At 56.2% G+C, this 16,642-nt stretch carries 15 protein-coding genes; 3 read left to right on the forward strand and 12 right to left on the reverse strand.

All coding sequences use genetic code 11. The features are described from left to right. Window positions 1-34 precede the first annotated feature (34 nt). The gene (locus KORLAC_RS10780) at window positions 35-1,984 is read left to right on the forward strand and encodes a M48 family metallopeptidase (RefSeq protein ID WP_068306400.1); all 1,950 of its coding nucleotides are present in this window, start codon (window positions 35-37) and stop codon (window positions 1,982-1,984) included. Here the strand turns inward: KORLAC_RS10780 and cutA are convergent. The 10 genes from cutA to panB form a co-directional block, all read right to left on the reverse strand. Continuing rightward, entirely contained in the window at window positions 1,981-2,322 is a 342-nt protein-coding gene (cutA, locus tag KORLAC_RS10785; RefSeq protein WP_068306402.1) for a divalent-cation tolerance protein CutA, read from the reverse strand. The genes KORLAC_RS10780 and cutA overlap by 4 nt on opposite strands. Further along, window positions 2,319-3,350: a COX15/CtaA family protein gene (locus tag KORLAC_RS10790; protein ID WP_068306404.1), complete on the reverse strand. Its 1,032-nt coding sequence runs from the start codon at window positions 3,348-3,350 to the stop codon at window positions 2,319-2,321. Before KORLAC_RS10790 ends, cutA begins: the two co-directional genes overlap by 4 nt. A 57-nt stretch (window positions 3,351-3,407) precedes the next feature. Next, window positions 3,408-3,956 carry a hypothetical protein gene (locus tag KORLAC_RS10795; protein ID WP_068306407.1) on the reverse strand — a complete coding sequence of 183 codons (549 nt, stop codon included), beginning with the start codon at window positions 3,954-3,956 and terminating at the stop codon, window positions 3,408-3,410. After that, window positions 3,953-4,705, reverse strand: a complete 753-nt coding sequence (locus tag KORLAC_RS10800) for an ABC transporter permease (RefSeq protein WP_068306409.1) — start codon at window positions 4,703-4,705, stop codon at window positions 3,953-3,955. Before KORLAC_RS10800 ends, KORLAC_RS10795 begins: the two co-directional genes overlap by 4 nt. Continuing rightward, window positions 4,698-5,432 carry an ABC transporter ATP-binding protein gene (locus tag KORLAC_RS10805; RefSeq protein ID WP_068306411.1) on the reverse strand — a complete coding sequence of 245 codons (735 nt, stop codon included), beginning with the start codon at window positions 5,430-5,432 and terminating at the stop codon, window positions 4,698-4,700. Before KORLAC_RS10805 ends, KORLAC_RS10800 begins: the two co-directional genes overlap by 8 nt. Then, entirely contained in the window at window positions 5,432-6,412 is a 981-nt protein-coding gene (locus KORLAC_RS10810) for an ABC transporter substrate-binding protein (RefSeq protein ID WP_074519322.1), read from the reverse strand. Before KORLAC_RS10810 ends, KORLAC_RS10805 begins: the two co-directional genes overlap by 1 nt. Before the next feature lie 74 nt (window positions 6,413-6,486). Further along, window positions 6,487-7,938: a ribosome biogenesis GTPase Der gene (gene der, locus KORLAC_RS10815; RefSeq protein ID WP_068306416.1), complete on the reverse strand. Its 1,452-nt coding sequence runs from the start codon at window positions 7,936-7,938 to the stop codon at window positions 6,487-6,489. Window positions 7,939-7,968: 30 nt separating this feature from the next. Further along, window positions 7,969-9,315 carry an outer membrane protein assembly factor BamB family protein gene (locus KORLAC_RS10820; RefSeq protein WP_068306418.1) on the reverse strand — a complete coding sequence of 449 codons (1,347 nt, stop codon included), beginning with the start codon at window positions 9,313-9,315 and terminating at the stop codon, window positions 7,969-7,971. Beyond that, window positions 9,312-10,076, reverse strand: a complete 765-nt coding sequence (locus tag KORLAC_RS10825) for a tetratricopeptide repeat protein (RefSeq protein ID WP_068306420.1) — start codon at window positions 10,074-10,076, stop codon at window positions 9,312-9,314. The genes KORLAC_RS10820 and KORLAC_RS10825 overlap by 4 nt, the downstream gene beginning before the upstream one ends. 210 nt (window positions 10,077-10,286) lie before the next feature. After that, entirely contained in the window at window positions 10,287-11,138 is an 852-nt protein-coding gene (panB, locus tag KORLAC_RS10830; RefSeq protein WP_068306422.1) for a 3-methyl-2-oxobutanoate hydroxymethyltransferase, read from the reverse strand. Between the two features lie 191 nt (window positions 11,139-11,329). On the opposite strand from panB, the gene KORLAC_RS10835 reads away from it, so the two are divergent. Continuing rightward, window positions 11,330-11,824: a hypothetical protein gene (locus tag KORLAC_RS10835; RefSeq protein WP_068306424.1), complete on the forward strand. Its 495-nt coding sequence runs from the start codon at window positions 11,330-11,332 to the stop codon at window positions 11,822-11,824. 19 nt (window positions 11,825-11,843) lie between these two features. On the opposite strand, the gene guaA is transcribed toward KORLAC_RS10835, so the two are convergent. Both guaA and aspS read right to left on the reverse strand, forming a co-directional pair. Beyond that, the gene (guaA, locus tag KORLAC_RS10840; RefSeq protein WP_068306426.1) at window positions 11,844-13,391 is read right to left on the reverse strand and encodes a glutamine-hydrolyzing GMP synthase; all 1,548 of its coding nucleotides are present in this window, start codon (window positions 13,389-13,391) and stop codon (window positions 11,844-11,846) included. A gap of 94 nt (window positions 13,392-13,485) precedes the next feature. After that, complete coding sequence (gene aspS, locus KORLAC_RS10845) at window positions 13,486-15,270, reverse strand: aspartate--tRNA ligase (RefSeq protein WP_068306429.1); 1,785 nt, start codon at window positions 15,268-15,270, stop codon at window positions 13,486-13,488. A 172-nt stretch (window positions 15,271-15,442) separates the two neighbouring features. Between aspS and rnd the strand changes: the two genes are divergently transcribed. Further along, entirely contained in the window at window positions 15,443-16,600 is a 1,158-nt protein-coding gene (gene rnd / locus KORLAC_RS10850; RefSeq protein WP_068307116.1) for a ribonuclease D, read from the forward strand. Window positions 16,601-16,642 lie beyond the last annotated feature (42 nt).

Raw genomic sequence — 16,642 nt, forward strand, 5'->3', positions numbered from 1 at the left:
TAGAGAAAGTCAGTAGCTCTATGGGGGGGAAGAGATGTCTGACACGCCAATGCTGAGTGCCCTGCACGACGATCATGCTTTGTTGCAACAGCGACTTGAAAAATATCATGCACAGTATTTATCCGCGCCATGGTGGGTCAATCTGAAGCTAGCCCTGCTTCTGATATTCTCTGTTTCTGTAGCTCCAGCTTGCGTTTTGCTCGCCTATCTTCTGATTTCTAAGGTGGGTGCAGCGATTTGGGAAAATTTCGATTCGGTTAATGGTGCCGGCATACGCGGTATCATCTGGTTTATTCTTCTGGTGGTGGTCCCTTCCCTTCTTCTTACGGCAGTTGCGTTTGGGTCTTACTTTCCATCCAAGCCTGAAATGAAGGGCGCAAGAGTTTCGCGCAAGCAGGCGCCGCAGCTTTGGGCGGCGGCTGACAATGTTCGCAAAAAGCTCTCGACGGCGCGGATCAATGAAATCTACATAATTTCAGAAGCAAATGCTTCCATGACCAGTTTCCCGCTGTTTGGCCCATTCTGGCTGCGGCGCAGCATGTCGGTTGGGTTGCCACTTCTGGCTTTGCTTGATCCGGAAGAGCTTGAAACCGTTATCGCCCATGAAATGGGTCACACATCGTCTGAATGTCCAAGGCTGTTACGAATAGCCAATTATGTATCTGCCTATTTCACTGCCTTCGCCAGCGATGCCGATAGCTTATCTGAGGGCGCTGGCAGTTATGCAATTCCAACCCTGTTCCTGGCTCAAATAATGGGAACGCTCAGCCGGCCGATTTCCGAACTGATGGTACCGTTGAACCGGGCGGGCGAGATTGTTGCCGATGGCGCCGCAGGCAGGATCTACGGCAAGACCGCCGGAGACGCGCTTTTAAAGCTCGAGGTGGATTTCCCTTTAAGTTATGCAGCTTTCGATGCCGAGTTCTATCAGGGTGCACGCCATCGAGAAAAACCAGAAATGCTGCCAAGCCGTTGGCTTGTCGCAAAGTATCCGCTGGTCCTTGACGAAACTGAGCGTCAAGAGAAGCTAATTGAAGCTCTTGAGGCAAAAACGGAAACCTGGCACGAGCATCCATGTTTGAATGAGCGGCTTATAGCGCTGGAACATGGAAAACAACTGCCGCCGCAGACGCGTAAGAACTATGCTGAAAGCTGGCTAGGGGATGCGCTGGACAAGGTCGTCAAGGAATTCGATTACAGTTGGTACAATCAATTCGGCGGTCAATGGCGGGCTTCTTACAAACACTTCAAGGAACTCGAGGCACGCAAAGCCGAGTTGCTTTCAGCCGAAACCGAAGTCGGCAAAAAAGCGCTATTGGAACTTGCTAATATTGAGCGGGAGCTTGAAGGGGTTGAGGCCGCGAATGAATATTACCATCGTGCCCTGGAACTGGATCCCGCCTGTACGGAAAGCCAATATCATCTGGCATGCTCGGCGTTGAATTCCGGCGATGAACAGGCTGTGGGAACCATTGTAAAGCTGGTTTTGCAGGACCCAATCTTGGCCAGTGGCGGTTATCGGGCCCTTGCTGATCATTTCAGTGCTTCAGAGAATGAAGAAAAAGCCAAGAAATTTACTGACCTGGCAAACGAGGCCTATGACAAACTGCTGGAAGCCCAAAAGGAACGATCACAGATTTCATATAGCGATACCTTTTGCGATCACACTCTGGACGCCGTTCAGACCAATAAGGTTGAGGCGTTTTGCAACAGCCTTGGCAACGGTATTCGGTGCTACCTGTTCGGCAAAGAGCCTGTCGAGTTTCCCGACAGGCCGATCAATATCCTTGCTTTCGACAAAGTGCCACCCGCAATGCAGCAAGCCGGTTCAATCAACCTTTTGGACCGGGCAAGCCGAGAACTGGGAGACCTGGACCTCGAGCTTTTCGTTGTGTTGGACCAAAAAAAGCATATCCGCACCAAGATACTGGAGTTGAAAAACGCCTCCATTGGCACGCCAAGTGGTGGAAGCCTCTTTTTCTAGTCAATCTGGCGCTCGATCCAGGCCATATAGTCTGCGTTGCCACCAATGATAGGCATCACGGTAATGCAGGGCACTTCATAGCTGTGAAGTTCCTTGATGCGCGCAACAGCGGCCTCGACGTTGCGGCGGGCCGTTTTCAAGAAGACAGTCACTTCATTTTCAAGCTGGATGATACCGTCCCATTCATAGATGGACCGGGTGCCCGAATTGACGTTGGCACAGGCCACAATCCGCTCTTTTACAAGTGCGGTCGACAGGTGAACGGCCACGTCTTCGCTTTCGGCCATCACATAAATGGTCACATAGTCTGATTGCTGGTCTTTTTGTTGGTCGCTCATTTGGCGATCCTCCCTCGCTGTTTATGCATCAGATTTATTATTGCGGCCAGCACAAGCACGCCTCCACCCTGGTGGACCGTACCCCAGCTGACCGGTACTTCTTTCAGAAGCATTATGATGCCTAATAACATCTGCACGCCGACCGTCCCGATCAAGAGGTAGGCGGCATTTTTTGTCTCAACCGGTGCCTTTCGCGCAACAAATCCGGCGGCAATGACCAGCAAAGTCAGCACATAAGCGCCGATCCGGTGGTCGAACTGCACGGTAACGGCATTGTCCAGCATGTTGAGCCACCAGGGTTCCATGAACCACAGGCCCTCCGGCACGAATGTGTCGCCCATTAGCGGCCAGGTGTTGAAAATATGCCCAGCCTTCAGGCCCGCCACCAATGCCCCCATCACCAGTTGCAGCACCAAGACAAGCATGGCTGTGTGGGTCACCCGCTTCAGAACGGCAGGCCCGCCCACTGGCTTGGGATTGAGAAGCGATAAAGCCGTCCAAAATATTGCTCCAAAGATCAAGAGCGCCAGCGAGAGGTGGGCTGTCAGCCGGTAGTGGCTCACCGCAGGCTCGTCCACAAGGCCGGACATCACCATATACCAACCCATAAGACCCTGCAGGCCACCCAGGACAAAGAGCCCCACCAGACGGGGTTTATACCCCTGCGGAATACGGTCCTTGGCCCAGAACCACACCATTGGCACAAAGAAGAACAGGCCGATCAGGCGGCCCAGCAGCCGGTGGCCCCATTCCCAATAGAAGATGCCCTTAAAGTCATCGACGCTCATGTGATAGTTCTTGAGCTTATATTCCGGGCTTTGCTGGTATTTGGCAAACTCAGCCTGCCAGGCGTCTTCCCCGATGGGTGGCAGCACGCCGGTTACCGGGCGCCAATCAACCATCGACAGGCCCGATTCCGTCAGCCGTGTCGCGCCGCCCACAACCACCATGGCGAACACCATGAAGGCCATGAACAGCAACCAATATCCGACCGCCCGGCGGTCTCTATCCTGCGTTTGAAACATCATGCCGGTTTGCTAGCGCCATTGAGGCTAAAGGGCAAGAGACATTGTGCCGCATATTCATTAGCAATCCCGCGACATGTATCGGCGATAAGTTTCACTGTAATGGTCCCCGATATTCAAATGGGAAACGTCGTCGTAGGAAATCTCAAAACTCTCTTCGTACCATTCTCCGATGGGCCGAACAGCAAGCAACTCAAACGTCTTCAGCCCAACAGACACGATTTGCCCAATATCACACCCAGGCCCATCATGGACGGCCAACCAATTGTGGTTATTGGCAATCGATTCAATGCAGGACTTTGGATCATCCAAAGAGATCCAATCTACACAACTGGATTGGCTGATGCCTGACCACTCAAGTATCTCCTGTTGCCCACGTTTTGTGTCACCTTCAAACACACAATCGACAACTGCAACAATGGAGAACACACGGGTTCCTTCAAGCCGCATATCATATACTTCTTGCACTGCAACGTATCCATCGCCAATGCCTGTTATAAAACCGGAATAGCTTTCTCCGCTATGGTCTGAATTTAAAACCACATCTGCATATAGCCCTTGATCCATACACATTCGCAACCGGGACAAAACAGAAGAATTGGGTGTCATTTTCTTCTCCTCAGAATGAACCATTCAAGGGCAGTAAAGAAATAGAAGATCGCCACGCCCGCGAGGCTCAGAAGCACGAGGCCTGCGAACATTTTCTCAACCTGTAGCCTGTTGCCAGCCTCCAGGATGCGCCAGGCAAGACCTGTTGCGCCGCCGGAGCCTGCAACGAACTCGGCGACCACAGCACCAATAAGTGCCAGCCCGCCGCTGATCTTGAGGCTTGCGAGCAAATACGGCATGGCCGTGGGCCACGACAGCCGCCAGAACCGCTGCCAGCGGCTGGCACCGTAGAGTGTAAACAGATCGTCCAGATGCCGGTCCACGCTCCTCAGGCCTGCCGACATGTTGGCCAGGATCGGGAAAAAGGCGGCGAGCCAGGCAATGATCACCAGCGCCCGGTCCACATGGTCAATACCGACCCAGATCAGCACCAGCGGCGCGACCGAGACAATCGGCGTCACCTGCAGAACCACGGCGAAGGGGTAGAAGGTCATCTCAAAGGATCTTGAAAGCGAGAACAGTAGCGCCAGCATCACACCACTGAAAACAGCGGCAGACAAGGCGATGAAGGTAACCTTCAGGGTGGCCCCCAAGGCTTCCACAAGGCTGCCGAAGTTGGCGAAGAAGGCCGCCCAGACCGCCTCTGGGGTGGGAAGTATAAACTTAGGTATTTCAAATACTTCTATGGATACCTTCCACAAAAATATCATCAACAGAAATGCAGCAGACGGCAGCAGGACCTTACGCATCGACCATGCTCCCTGCCTCAAGAATCGTCGCTACCTTTCTGGCAGCGTCGATGAAAGACTTTGACGCTCGTTGGTCCGCAGCGGCAAGCGTCCGGTCGAGGCCTGGTGTTACTTCGCCCGCGATACGCCCGGCATCCATCACCAGAACCCGATCAGACAGGTAAACCGCTTCATAGATACTGTGGGTGACAAACAGGCCGGACCAGCCCTGCTCCGCCTTCAAGGCAAGCATCAGATCATTCATGCGAAAGCGCAGGATTTCGTCAAGGGCCCCGAAAGGTTCGTCCATCAACAGCAGTTTTGCGTCCGCAGCCAGTGCCCGGGCGATGGAAACCCGCATCTGCTGGCCACCTGACAAGGCCTGAGGGTACCGCGTTTCAAGGCCCTTGAGCCCGACAAAGCCAAGAGTTTCCTCTAGCCGCTTTGCGTCTAGCGCCTGACCCCTTAGGCTTAAAGGTAAGCTGATATTCTTTGACACATCCGCCCAAGGCATGAGCGCTGCGTCCTGAAACACGAAGCCGGTTTCAGGGGCTTGGCCGGTTTTCCAGGTAATCTCCCCGCCTATGGGCGTCAAAAGGCCGGCGACAAGCCTGAGAACCGTCGATTTTCCGCATCCGCTGGGCCCAACCAGCGAAACCAGCTCACCGTCATGTAGCGAGATGCTGATGTTGTCCAGCACGGCCGCGCCACCATCGTAGGCGAAGGAGAGATCGCGGACCTTAAGCATCAGTCGCGGTCTTCCCGGGCGACAAAATCCAGCGTGTAAGCTTCCCCAACATCAAGACCCTTGGCGAGGATGCCCAGCGCAGACATTTCATCATAGAACTGCTGCCAGCGCGCGTGGGTCATCATGCCAACTTCGCTTTTGTCGCCCACCATCTGGTTGGCAAGCATGATCTTGATGCCGTTGGCGATAAGCTCCGCCGTCTTTTCAGGGTTATCCTTCAAAATCAGGGCATTACCTGGCGCAGGGTCACCCCACAGATAGTCCTGCCAGCCCTTTATGGACGCCGCGACGAAGTCTGCCACCACCTGCCGGTTTTCCATCATATAGCTACCGCGCACCATCACCATGGCCGAATAGCCGGGATACCCTTCATCAGACAGGAGGAAGACTTTGGGCTCGACGCCAGCCTGGGTGGCGGTGAAGGGTTCTGACGAAACATAGCCTTCCTGCACGGTTTCCGGATTCGCGAGCCACGGCGCCAGTGAATAGGTATATTTACGGATGTTGCGATCTTCATAGCCAAAGCGGGCCTTCAGCCACGGCCAGACAGTCGCAATGGCACTATCGGCCAGAAACACGGGCCGCCCCTTGAGGTCAGCGAGGCCTGTAGCCTCAACATGAGGGTGCACCATCATCACCTGCGGATCTTTCTGGAATGCGGCCATAACCACCTTCACGTCAGCGCCCGCTGCCATCAGATTGATTGGCTGGAAGCTGTTGGACGCCATGGCGATATCCAGCGCGCCCGCGGCCATCAGACGCGGATTATCCAGCTGCGGACCGCCCGAACGGATGGTCACATCAAGCCCACGTGCCCGATAATAGCCCTTGGCCAGCGCCTGATAGAAGCCGCCATGCTCTGCCTGGGCCTTCCAATCGGTCGCGAAGGTGATTTTGGTCAATGTATCGGGGTTCTGTGCCGCCACAGCCGATGCACAGAACAGAATGCTCAGAAAGCCAATGAAAAGGTGCCGTTTCATGGGCTTAACTATAGGGGGAACTGGGGCCGCGTCAAAAGGAAAGCAGCCCCACTCTGGTTTTGAAAGGTGAAAGCCTAGCGGCGTTTCTTGCGGCGGCTCTCATAAGGGTTGGCACCCTTCTTCATGATAATCCGGATTGGCGTGCCCGGCAGATCAAAATCGCGCCGCAGCTCATTCTCCAGATAGCGCTTGTAGCTGTCCGGCAGGTCGTCCGGGCGGTTACAGAACATCAGGAAGGTCGGTGGCCGTGTCTTGATCTGGGCCCCATAGCGAATCTTGATGCGACGACCACCAACGGATGGCGCCGGATGCTTCTCAAGCGTGTCGGCAAGCCACTGGTTGAAGGCGCTTGTTGGCACGCGCGCGTTCCAGACCTCATAGGCCTCGGCAACTGCTGGCATCAGATGCTGGATGCCCTTACCGGTAAGCGCAGAGAATTTGACAACCTTGACGCCTTTAAGCTGTGGCAGGCTGCGGGTCAGCGCATCCGTCAGCTGACGTTGACATTCGAGCCGGTCGGTAACTGCGTCCCACTTGTTGAGCGCGATAACAAGGCCACGGCCTTCATTGACGACACGCTCAGCAATCTTGAGGTCTTGCTTCTCAATGCCCATCTCGGCATCCAAAAGCAGCACGACTACTTCAGCGAACTGGACAGCCCGCAGGGTATCGCCGACAGAGAGCTTCTCAAGCTTCTCGGTAACGCGGGCACGGCGGCGGAGGCCGGCTGTATCAAACAGCTTCACCGGCAGTCCGTCCCATTCCCAGTCAACCGCGATGGAATCGCGTGTCAAGCCAGCTTCAGGGCCTGTGATCAGGCGGTCTTCGCCAACCATCTCGTTGATCAGTGTGGATTTACCAGCGTTCGGGCGGCCAACAATGGCGAGCCTGAGCGGACGGGCTTCTTCGGTTTCGGCTTCACGGTCAACGAACTCATACTCGAGGTCGCCCTCAGTTGGCCCAGTGTCCACGTCGTGAAGTTCCTGGGCCAGGTCTGCGTCGTCCTCGTTCGGGTATGGGTCAATGCCCACTTCCTTGAGGCTTTCAACAATCGCGCGATACAGCTCCGCCAGGCCCTCACCGTGTTCGGCAGACAAGCCGATCGGTTCGCCAAGGCCCAGCGTATAGGCCTCATAGATGCCGTCGACGATGGCATTACCTTCACACTTGTTGGCCACCAGGATAACGGGCTTGTCACCGCGGCGGAGCCACTGGGCGAAATGCTCATCCATCGGCGTTACCCCTGCGCGGGCATCATAGAGCATCAGCGCGATGTCGGCTTCGTTGAGTGCCTGCTGTGTCTGGCGACGCATGCGGTCAGACAAAGAACCCGGCTCGCCTTCTTCAAGCCCTGCCGTGTCAAACACCCTAAACTCAAGGTCCGCAATGGATCCCTGCGCTTCGCGGCGGTCGCGTGTTACGCCCGGCGTATCGTCAACAATGGCAATCTTCTTGCCAACCAAACGGTTGAACAGCGTCGACTTGCCCACGTTGGGGCGCCCAACAACGGCAATTGTGAAGGTCATGATCTTTTAACTTCTGTTAGAAGTGGCCTATCAGCGATAGGCCACCAGTTCGCCAGCGTCTGTCAGCACAATGAATGTGCCGTCCACAACGATTGGCGGTGTTGATGCACCGGCTGGCAATTTGATGCCGCTCAGCACTTCACCGGTATATGGCGACACGCTCATGGCATAGCCGTGCGAACTTGTCACCAACAAACGGTCTCCGGCAAGCACAGGACCGTTCCATTTGATCAGGTCACGGCGCTTTTCCTGGTCCTGGAAGCGCTGCAACTGGGTTACCCAGCGAATACGACCGTCGCCCAGCGCCACACAGATAATCTGGCCATCAATGGTGGTCAGGAATCCGAAGCTACCGGCAATCACAGGCATGTTCACCCCTGCCACATCTGCTTCCCACGAGCGTTCGCCCGTGCGCATGTCAATGGCAACCATGCTGCCAGCATGGCTCAAGGCATAGACTTTACCGCGGTCGATCACCGGGGCGCCATCAATGTCAGCCAGCGTCGCAAGCGGCGTAAGCCGGCGGGAGGACGAAAGCGCATCCTGCCACAACACGCGACCATTGCCGCCACGCAGGGCGATCAGTTCGCCCGATGACAGAGCCATGATAACTGTAGCACCATCGAATGCAGGTGACGCGGCACCAAGCATGCCGGCACTTTCTGCAATACCAACCTGGTCCCAAACGAGGCTGCCGTCATCAGCATCAAGGGCAAGCATCTGGTTATCATGGGTCACGGCATAAACCCGGCCGCCGCCTACTGTTGGCGCACCCCGGAACGGCACGAGGCCGCTGTAGCGCCACAACTCGCGTCCGTTTGAGGCATCCAGTGCCACCACAAGGCCGCGCCCGGACGTTACATACAGATTACCGTCGGCATAGGCAGCGCCGCCACCGAAGCCAACCTTGCTGCGTTCGTCAGGTGTATCGATTTCCGTGCTCCAGAGCGTGCGGCCATCAGACAGCGAAACGGCTGTTACGTCGCCTTTCACATCAATGGCAAACACCTTTCCGTCTGCGGCCACAGGACCTGTGACCATACGGCGGTATTTTTCGTTGCCGGGGCCGATGTTACGGCGCCAGGCCAGGGACAGCTGTTCGCCCAGGGCCACGTGCTGAGGCGTATGGCTTGGGTTACCGCCTTCAACGGCCCAGTTGCGATTTACATAGGGGCGAGGCAATACCACAGGCAGGCCACTGATCGCTGAATCGGCGTCCAGGGTTTGCGTGGAGGTCAGGATCGAAATGCGCTCCCTGCCCTCGTCGTCATACTTCTGTTTGGGCTTATCGCTTTTGAACCAGCTGCAGGCTGACAAAGCCAGAGCGGTTGTCAGGATAAGGCCTGACCTGATAATTACACGAGCCGGTGCGTTCACTGGCTATCTCCCTCACTGGCTGCATTGTTTTGTGTTTCTGTCGGCACTTCGTCTGTCGCTGGCGCACTATCGGTGCCGCCGCTGAAAACATCAGTCGCGAATTGCTGGGCCTCGATGAACGTGCGGAACTGGCTGGCACGGCCCTGGATGCTTGCAGGCGTTTCTGCGTCTTCAGCCAGGAGCCGAAATTTTTCCAGTGCGCCGTCCAGGTCGCCTTGCTGAAGGTCGATCAGGGCCAGCTGTTCCTGAGCTGAGAAATACCAGGCTTTGCCTTTGACTGCGATCGTCGAGAGTTTGCTGCGGGCAGAATCCAGGTCGCCTTGGCCAATCATCAGCATGGAGGCTTTCAGCGTCCCCAGTTCCCTGAGCGATGTTGGGGCTGTGTCATCAGCCGCCAGCCCGTCATAGGTTGCAATTGCTCCGGCGATGTCACCGCCATCAGCCAGGGCGGCAGCCTCACGAAGCTGGGCAAGTGCGACATACCCGCCACCGAGTTTTGGCGCGGCTTCACGCCAGATAGCGACAGCATCAGCGCCCTCTACATTCGCCTGTTCAATCGCAGCCTGGAAAGCTTCGGAATGCTGGCTTTCAATGCTTGAAACCCGCCAATTGTAGATTTCGCGCCCGGCGACCACGAGGACGACGCCAACCGCGCCACCGATCACATATTTACCGTAACGCTTCCAAAGAAGATTCATCCGCTCGCGGCGGACTTCATCGTCAACTTCCTGCGCGACCAGATCGGAATTAATGTCCGACACACCAAACTCCCCAGACAAGGCCATCCCACATAGGCGGACGGCTCGGTTTAATCCATTTTTGGGCAAGGCCCGATAATTGGGCGCTACCATAGCCAAAGCGCCACCGGGACGCAAACCAAGAAACGCCTCTCAGACCATTGAAAGGCGCTTCTTTGCTAGTGAACAGCTGAATGTGGTTATTTTTCGGCGCCCAGGCGCGGCTTTGGGGGTTTAACTGTTTGCCCCGCGCATTTTATAGGTGTGCTCTTCTGCCGGGAATGACCGTGACCGGACCTCGTCGGCATATTCCGCAATGGCCCCTTCAATGTCGCGGCCGATTTCCGCGAATCGCTTCACGAACTTCGGATTGATCGCGAACAGGCCAAGCATGTCTTCGGTTACCAGGATCTGACCATCACAGGCATTTGATGCGCCAATACCAATAACCGGAACAGACAGAACCTCTGTAACCTTGCGGGCCAGCGGTTCTGCAACGCCTTCAAGAACCACAGCAAAAGCCCCAGCCTCCGCGATAGCAATCGCGTCATCGATGATGGGCTGCCATTCATCGACAGTCCTGCCTCTGGCGCCGTAGCCACCGTGCGCATGGACTGACTGAGGCATCAGGCCAACGTGGCCGAGTACCGGAATACCGCGGCGAGACAGGAAACGAACGGTTTCTGCCATCTCGACACCGCCCTCAAGCTTGACTGCCCCTGCTCCGGTTTCTGAAAGCACACGCGCGGCATTGCGGAACGCCTGTTCCTTCGATTCCTCATAGGACCCGAAAGGCATGTCGATCACAACCAGCGCCTGTTTGGCGCCCCGGCAGACCGCTCGACCGTGACGGATCATCATCTCAAGGTCCACGCCCAGCGTGCTGTCGAGGCCATAAAGCACCATGCCCACACTGTCACCCACCAGCAGCAGGTCGCAGTGCTGGTCAAGCCGCGCCGCCATTGGGGTGATATAGGCCGTCAGGCAGACGATCGGCGTGTCACCCTTGCGGGCTGCGATATTTTTCGCTGTCTGCTGGCGCTTGGGGCGCGCATCAACGGTGACGTCTTTGCTCGTGGTGGACATAGATACTCTCCTCAACCGTGTTTGCGGCTAATATAGTCGGATTTTACAGCATGGAAAGGAAAAGCCCCACACACATTCCAGGATGGGGTCTATTCATATATGGCCTGGCAGCACATGAAACATTGACCAACGCCCGCAACGCCCTAGCTTTGGGATACCGCAAAGACGGTTGGCCCTGAAGGAGAGATAACATGCCCGAAATCACCATGTTCGGCTGGTTCCACACTATCATTGGTATTGTTGCGCTGTTGTCCGGCGTATATTCGCTGATCAACTACAGGGTAATCCGGTTTACCGACACGACTGGCAAAATCTACCTGATCTGTACCCTTCTGGCGGCGGCATCGGCCCTTGCGCTCTATAATGCGACCGGCGAGTTCAACAAGGCCCACATCCTCGCCATCCTGACGCTCGGCGCCCTGGGCGTGGGACGACTTGCAGAGACAACACACCTGTTCCGGCAGTTCTCCGGCTATGTCCAGGCCATCAGCTACACGGCGACCTTCCTGTTTCACATGATTCCGGCCATTACCGATGGTCTGATGCGGCTGCCTGTCAGTGATCCGATCGTCAAGGATGTCGAAGACCCGCTTTTGAAGCAATTCTACCTGGCGTTCCTGATCAGCTATCTTGTGGTGCTTACGCTTCAGCTCTTGTGGCTGCGGAAAAAAGAAAAGGCGGCATAAAGCCGCCTTTCCGAACAGGTTATTCCCACTCGATGGTTCCTGGGGGCTTCGACGTCACATCATAGACCACGCGGTTGATGCCGCGCACTTCGTTGATGATCCGTGTCGCCACACGACCCAGGAACTCATGTGGGAACGGATAATAGTCTGCGGTCATACCGTCGGTGGAGTTCACCGCGCGGATGGCACACACATGGTCGTAGGTACGGGCGTCGCCCATCACACCAACGGTCTTGACCGGCAGCAGCACGGCAAAAGCCTGCCAGATGCTGTCATAAAGGCCGGCGTTGCGGATTTCCTCAAGATAGATGGCGTCAGCCTTCCGGAGGATATCTGCCTTCTCGCGTGTAATCTCACCTGGAATACGGATCGCAAGGCCAGGCCCTGGGAATGGATGCCGCCCAACGAAATCTTCATGCAGGCCAAGTTCGCGGCCAAGGGCGCGAACTTCGTCCTTGAACAGCTCACGAAGCGGCTCAACAAGCCCCATGTTCATGCGCTCAGGCAGACCGCCCACATTGTGGTGGGACTTGATGGTCACCGACGGGCCACCGATGAAGGAAACGGATTCGATTACATCAGGATAGAGCGTGCCCTGCGCCAGGAAGTCTGCACCGCCAACCGCTTTTGCCTCTTCCTCGAACACATCGATGAAGAGCTTGCCGATGGTCTTGCGCTTCACTTCAGGGTCGGTCACGCCCGCTAGCGCACCCAGGAACAGATCCGACGCGTCGCGGTGCACCAGGTTGATGTTATAGTGCTCGCGGAACAGGCTCACGACCTGCTCGCTCTCGCCCTGGCGCATCAGGCCGTGGTCTACATACACACAGGTCAACTGGTCGCCGATGGCTTCATGGATCAGGACAGCAACAACGGAGCTGTCGACGCCACCAGACAAGCCGCAGATCACACGCTTGTCGCCAACCTGCTCCCTGATTTCCTTGATCTTGGTGTCGCGGAAGCTGGCCATTGTCCAGTCGCCCTTGCAACCGCAAATCTTGGTAACAAAGTTGCCAAGCAACTGGGCGCCGTGGGGCGTGTGCACCACCTCAGGGTGGAACTGTACCGCATAGAAGCGCTTCTCTTCATTTGCGATGGCGGCATATGGCGCACCGTCAGATGTAGCGACAACCTTGTAGCCTTCAGGCAGCCGGTCCACATGGTCGCCGTGGCTCATCCAAACCTGTTCGCGGTCGCCCACGTTCCAGACGCCGTCGAACAGCGCGCAGCTTTCCTTGACGTCTACGAACGCCCGGCCGAACTCCTGGTGGTCCGAGGTGGTCACATTACCGCCCATCTGGGAAACCATGGTTTGTTGGCCATAGCAGATGCCCAGAACCGGGATACCCATGGTGAATACACGTTCTGGCGCGCGCGGGGTATCGGCGTGGGTCACGCTTGCCGGGCCACCCGACAGGATGACGCCAGCCGCGCCGAATGTGTCCAGCACTTCGTCAGCTTTGTTGAAGGGAACGATTTCACAGTAAACACCGGCTTCACGCACACGCCGTGCAATCAGCTGGGTGACCTGTGAACCGAAATCAATGATCAGAATGTTTTCATTCATCAACCGGTCTCGCTTTTAACGGTCATGTCCTAGCGGTGATCTGGTCACCACCCTCAAGTCAAAATGGGGCCGCAAGGGCCCCATCTCATCAGTCTTATTCGCCGTCTTTCTTAGGCGGCTCTACGCACCGAATGTGCAGCTCTCGAAGCTGCTTCGGGTGAACCGTGCTTGGTGCGCCCATCATCAGGTCTTCGGCTTTCTGGTTCATCGGGAACAGGATCACTTCGCGAATGTTCGGCTCGTCTGCCAGCAGCATCACCATCCGGTCAACGCCTGGCGCCAGACCACCGTGTGGCGGCGCGCCGTATTTGAACGCATTCAGCATGCCGCCGAACTCTTCTTCCACGGTTGCTTCATCATAGCCCGCGATACCAAACGCCTTGATCATGATGTCAGGACGGTGGTTCCGGATCGCACCAGACGAAAGCTCGATGCCGTTACAGACGATGTCATATTGGTACGCGAGGATCTCAAGCGGATCTTTGGTCTCAAGCGCTTCCATCCCGCCTTGCGGCATGGAGAATGGGTTGTGCGAGAAGTCGATCTTCTTGTTTTCTTCGTCATATTCGAACATCGGATAGTCGACGATCCAGCAGAATTTGAACTCGTCATCCGGAATCAGCTCGAGGTCTTCACCTACCTTGGTGCGCGCAAGACCGGCAAGCTTGGCTGCGCCCGCTTCCTTGTCACAGGCAAAGAAGACACCGTCATTCGGGCCAAGGCCCAACTGGTCGATCAGGGCTTGCGTCCGCTCTTCGCCGAGGTTCTTGGCAATTGGACCGCCAGGCACGCCTTCCTTGATGTTGATGTAACCAAGGCCCGCGAAGCCTTCGCGCTTCGACCAGTCGTTGGTGCTGTCAAAGAACTTGCGGGATTTCAGGCCTGCTTCCGGCGCCGGGACGGCGCGCACAACAGCGCCGCCATCAACCATTTTGGCGAAAATACCGAAGCCGCTGTCACGGAAAATTTCGGTCACGTCCTGGATTTCGATCGGGTTCCGAAGGTCAGGCTTGTCGTTGCCGTACTTCAGCATTGATTCCGCAAACGGAATGCGCGGGAACGGTGCTTCGGTGATCTTCTTCTTGGAGAATTTCTTGAACACATTCACCAGTACGGGCTCGATTGCACCGAACACATCGTCCTGGGTCACGAAGCTCATCTCAATATCGAGCTGGTAGAACTCACCCGGGCTACGGTCCGCGCGGGCATCTTCATCACGGAAGCAAGGCGCAATCTGGAAGTAGCGGTCGAAGCCCGACACCATGATCAGCTGTTTGAACTGCTGTGGTGCCTGTGGCAGCGCATAGAATTTGCCTGGGTGCTGGCGAGCCGGCACCAGGAAGTCACGCGCGCCTTCTGGGCTTGAAGCCGTCAGAATCGGCGTCTGGAATTCCTTGAAGCCCTGGCCAGTCATCTGGTTGCGGAGCTCAGAGATCACATCAGAGCGCAGAATGATGTTATTGTGGATGCGTTCGCGGCGCAGGTCCAGGAAGCGGTACTTCAGGCGAATATCCTCAGGATATTCAGTGTCGCCGAATACCGGCAGCGGCAGGTCACCAGCGGCAGACAGAACTTCAAGCTCGTCAACATAGATCTCAACGTCGCCAGTCGGCAGGTCTTTGTTGACCGTGTCTTCCGTGCGAGCCTTCACGCGGCCATCAATACGGATCACGCTTTCAGCACGTACAGCCTCCGCTTCCGCGAAGCATTTGCTGTCCACGTCGAACACACATTGGGTCAGGCCATAGTTATCGCGCAGGTCGATAAACAGCAGGCCGCCGTGGTCCCGTTTACGGTGAACCCAGCCAGACAGGCGGACGGTTTCGCCGACGTTGGCGTGGCGAAGCTCGTTACAAGTGTGAGAGCGATAATCGTGCATGGTTTCCTACGTTCTTTTTAGTCTCTGGGTACGAATATTACGTACAAATTTGGCCCGGAAAAGCGCATGAATGACAGCGAATGTCAAGACCGTGTTAGAAGGATTGCAGAGAAAGGGTGACGATTGGCCTCTGGTTGTGTATTAGATGCGCCAAACAGAAACGGAAATTTACATGCAACCAATTACCAGTACGGACGAACTTGCCAGTCTTTGCGAACGCCTCGCAGCCGCAGAGTTTGTCACCGTAGATACCGAGTTCCTTCGCGACAATACTTATTATCCCAAGCTTTGTCTTGTCCAGGTCGCCGATGATGACGGCGCCTTTGCCATTGACCCTCTGGCTGAAGGCATTGACCTCAGTCCCCTGATGGATCTGCTGGCGGATGAGAATGTCCTGAAGGTCATGCACGCCTGCCGCCAGGACATGGAGATATTCCACCAGATGATGGATGGCGCACTCCCTGCCCCGATCTTTGATACTCAGGTCGCTGCGATGGTTTGCGGCTTCGGCGATTCGGTTGGCTATGAGACATTGGTGACCAAAATCACCAAGGCGCAGCTGGATAAATCAGCCCGCTACACGGACTGGTCCAAGCGGCCGCTGTCTGACACCCAGCTCAATTACGCCATCGGCGATGTAACCTACCTCAGGGACATCTACCGCACGCTGAAGGCTGAGCTTGAGCGCGAGAATCGCGTTGGCTGGGTCGATGAAGAAACGGCTATGCTGCGTGATCCAGAGCTTTACTTCGTCAAGCCGGAAGATGCTTGGAAGCGCCTGAAGGTACGCACCAACAAACCGCGGTTCCTCGGCATCCTGAAGGCCCTGGCGGAGTGGCGTGAGCTGCAGGCACAGGAACGCGACCTGCCGCGCAACCGCGTCGCCAAGGACGAGACCCTGTTCGAGATCGCGGCCCACCCGCCGAAGGATGTCGCCGGGCTTGATCGCATTCGCAGCATTCCAAAAGGATTCAGCCGGTCCCGTGCCGGAAAGTCGCTGATGGAGGCTTTGGAAAAAGGCCTCAACATGCCTGAAAGCGAACTGCCGCAGATTGAACGGGCGAAACCCCGTCCGGCAACGCCGCCGATGGCCGACCTTCTGAAAGTGCTCTTGAAAATCAAGTGTCAGGAAGCCAAGGTTGCGTCGCGCATGGTTGCGAACAGCGCGGACATTGAGAATTGGGCGGCAGTGCCGACCACCGACATCAAGGCCATGCATGGCTGGCGCTATGAGATTTTCGGCAAGGACGCCGAGAAGCTGATGCGTGGTGATCTGGCGCTCACGGCCCACAAAGGTGATATCGAGGTTGTTGAGCTCGAATCCGAATAGTCTGACAACAGAATGATTTGAGATTGGGAGGGCCAGCGCCCT

The organism is Kordiimonas lacus, from assembly GCF_001550055.1.
In the GTDB taxonomy this organism is placed as follows: domain Bacteria; phylum Pseudomonadota; class Alphaproteobacteria; order Sphingomonadales; family Kordiimonadaceae; genus Kordiimonas; species Kordiimonas lacus.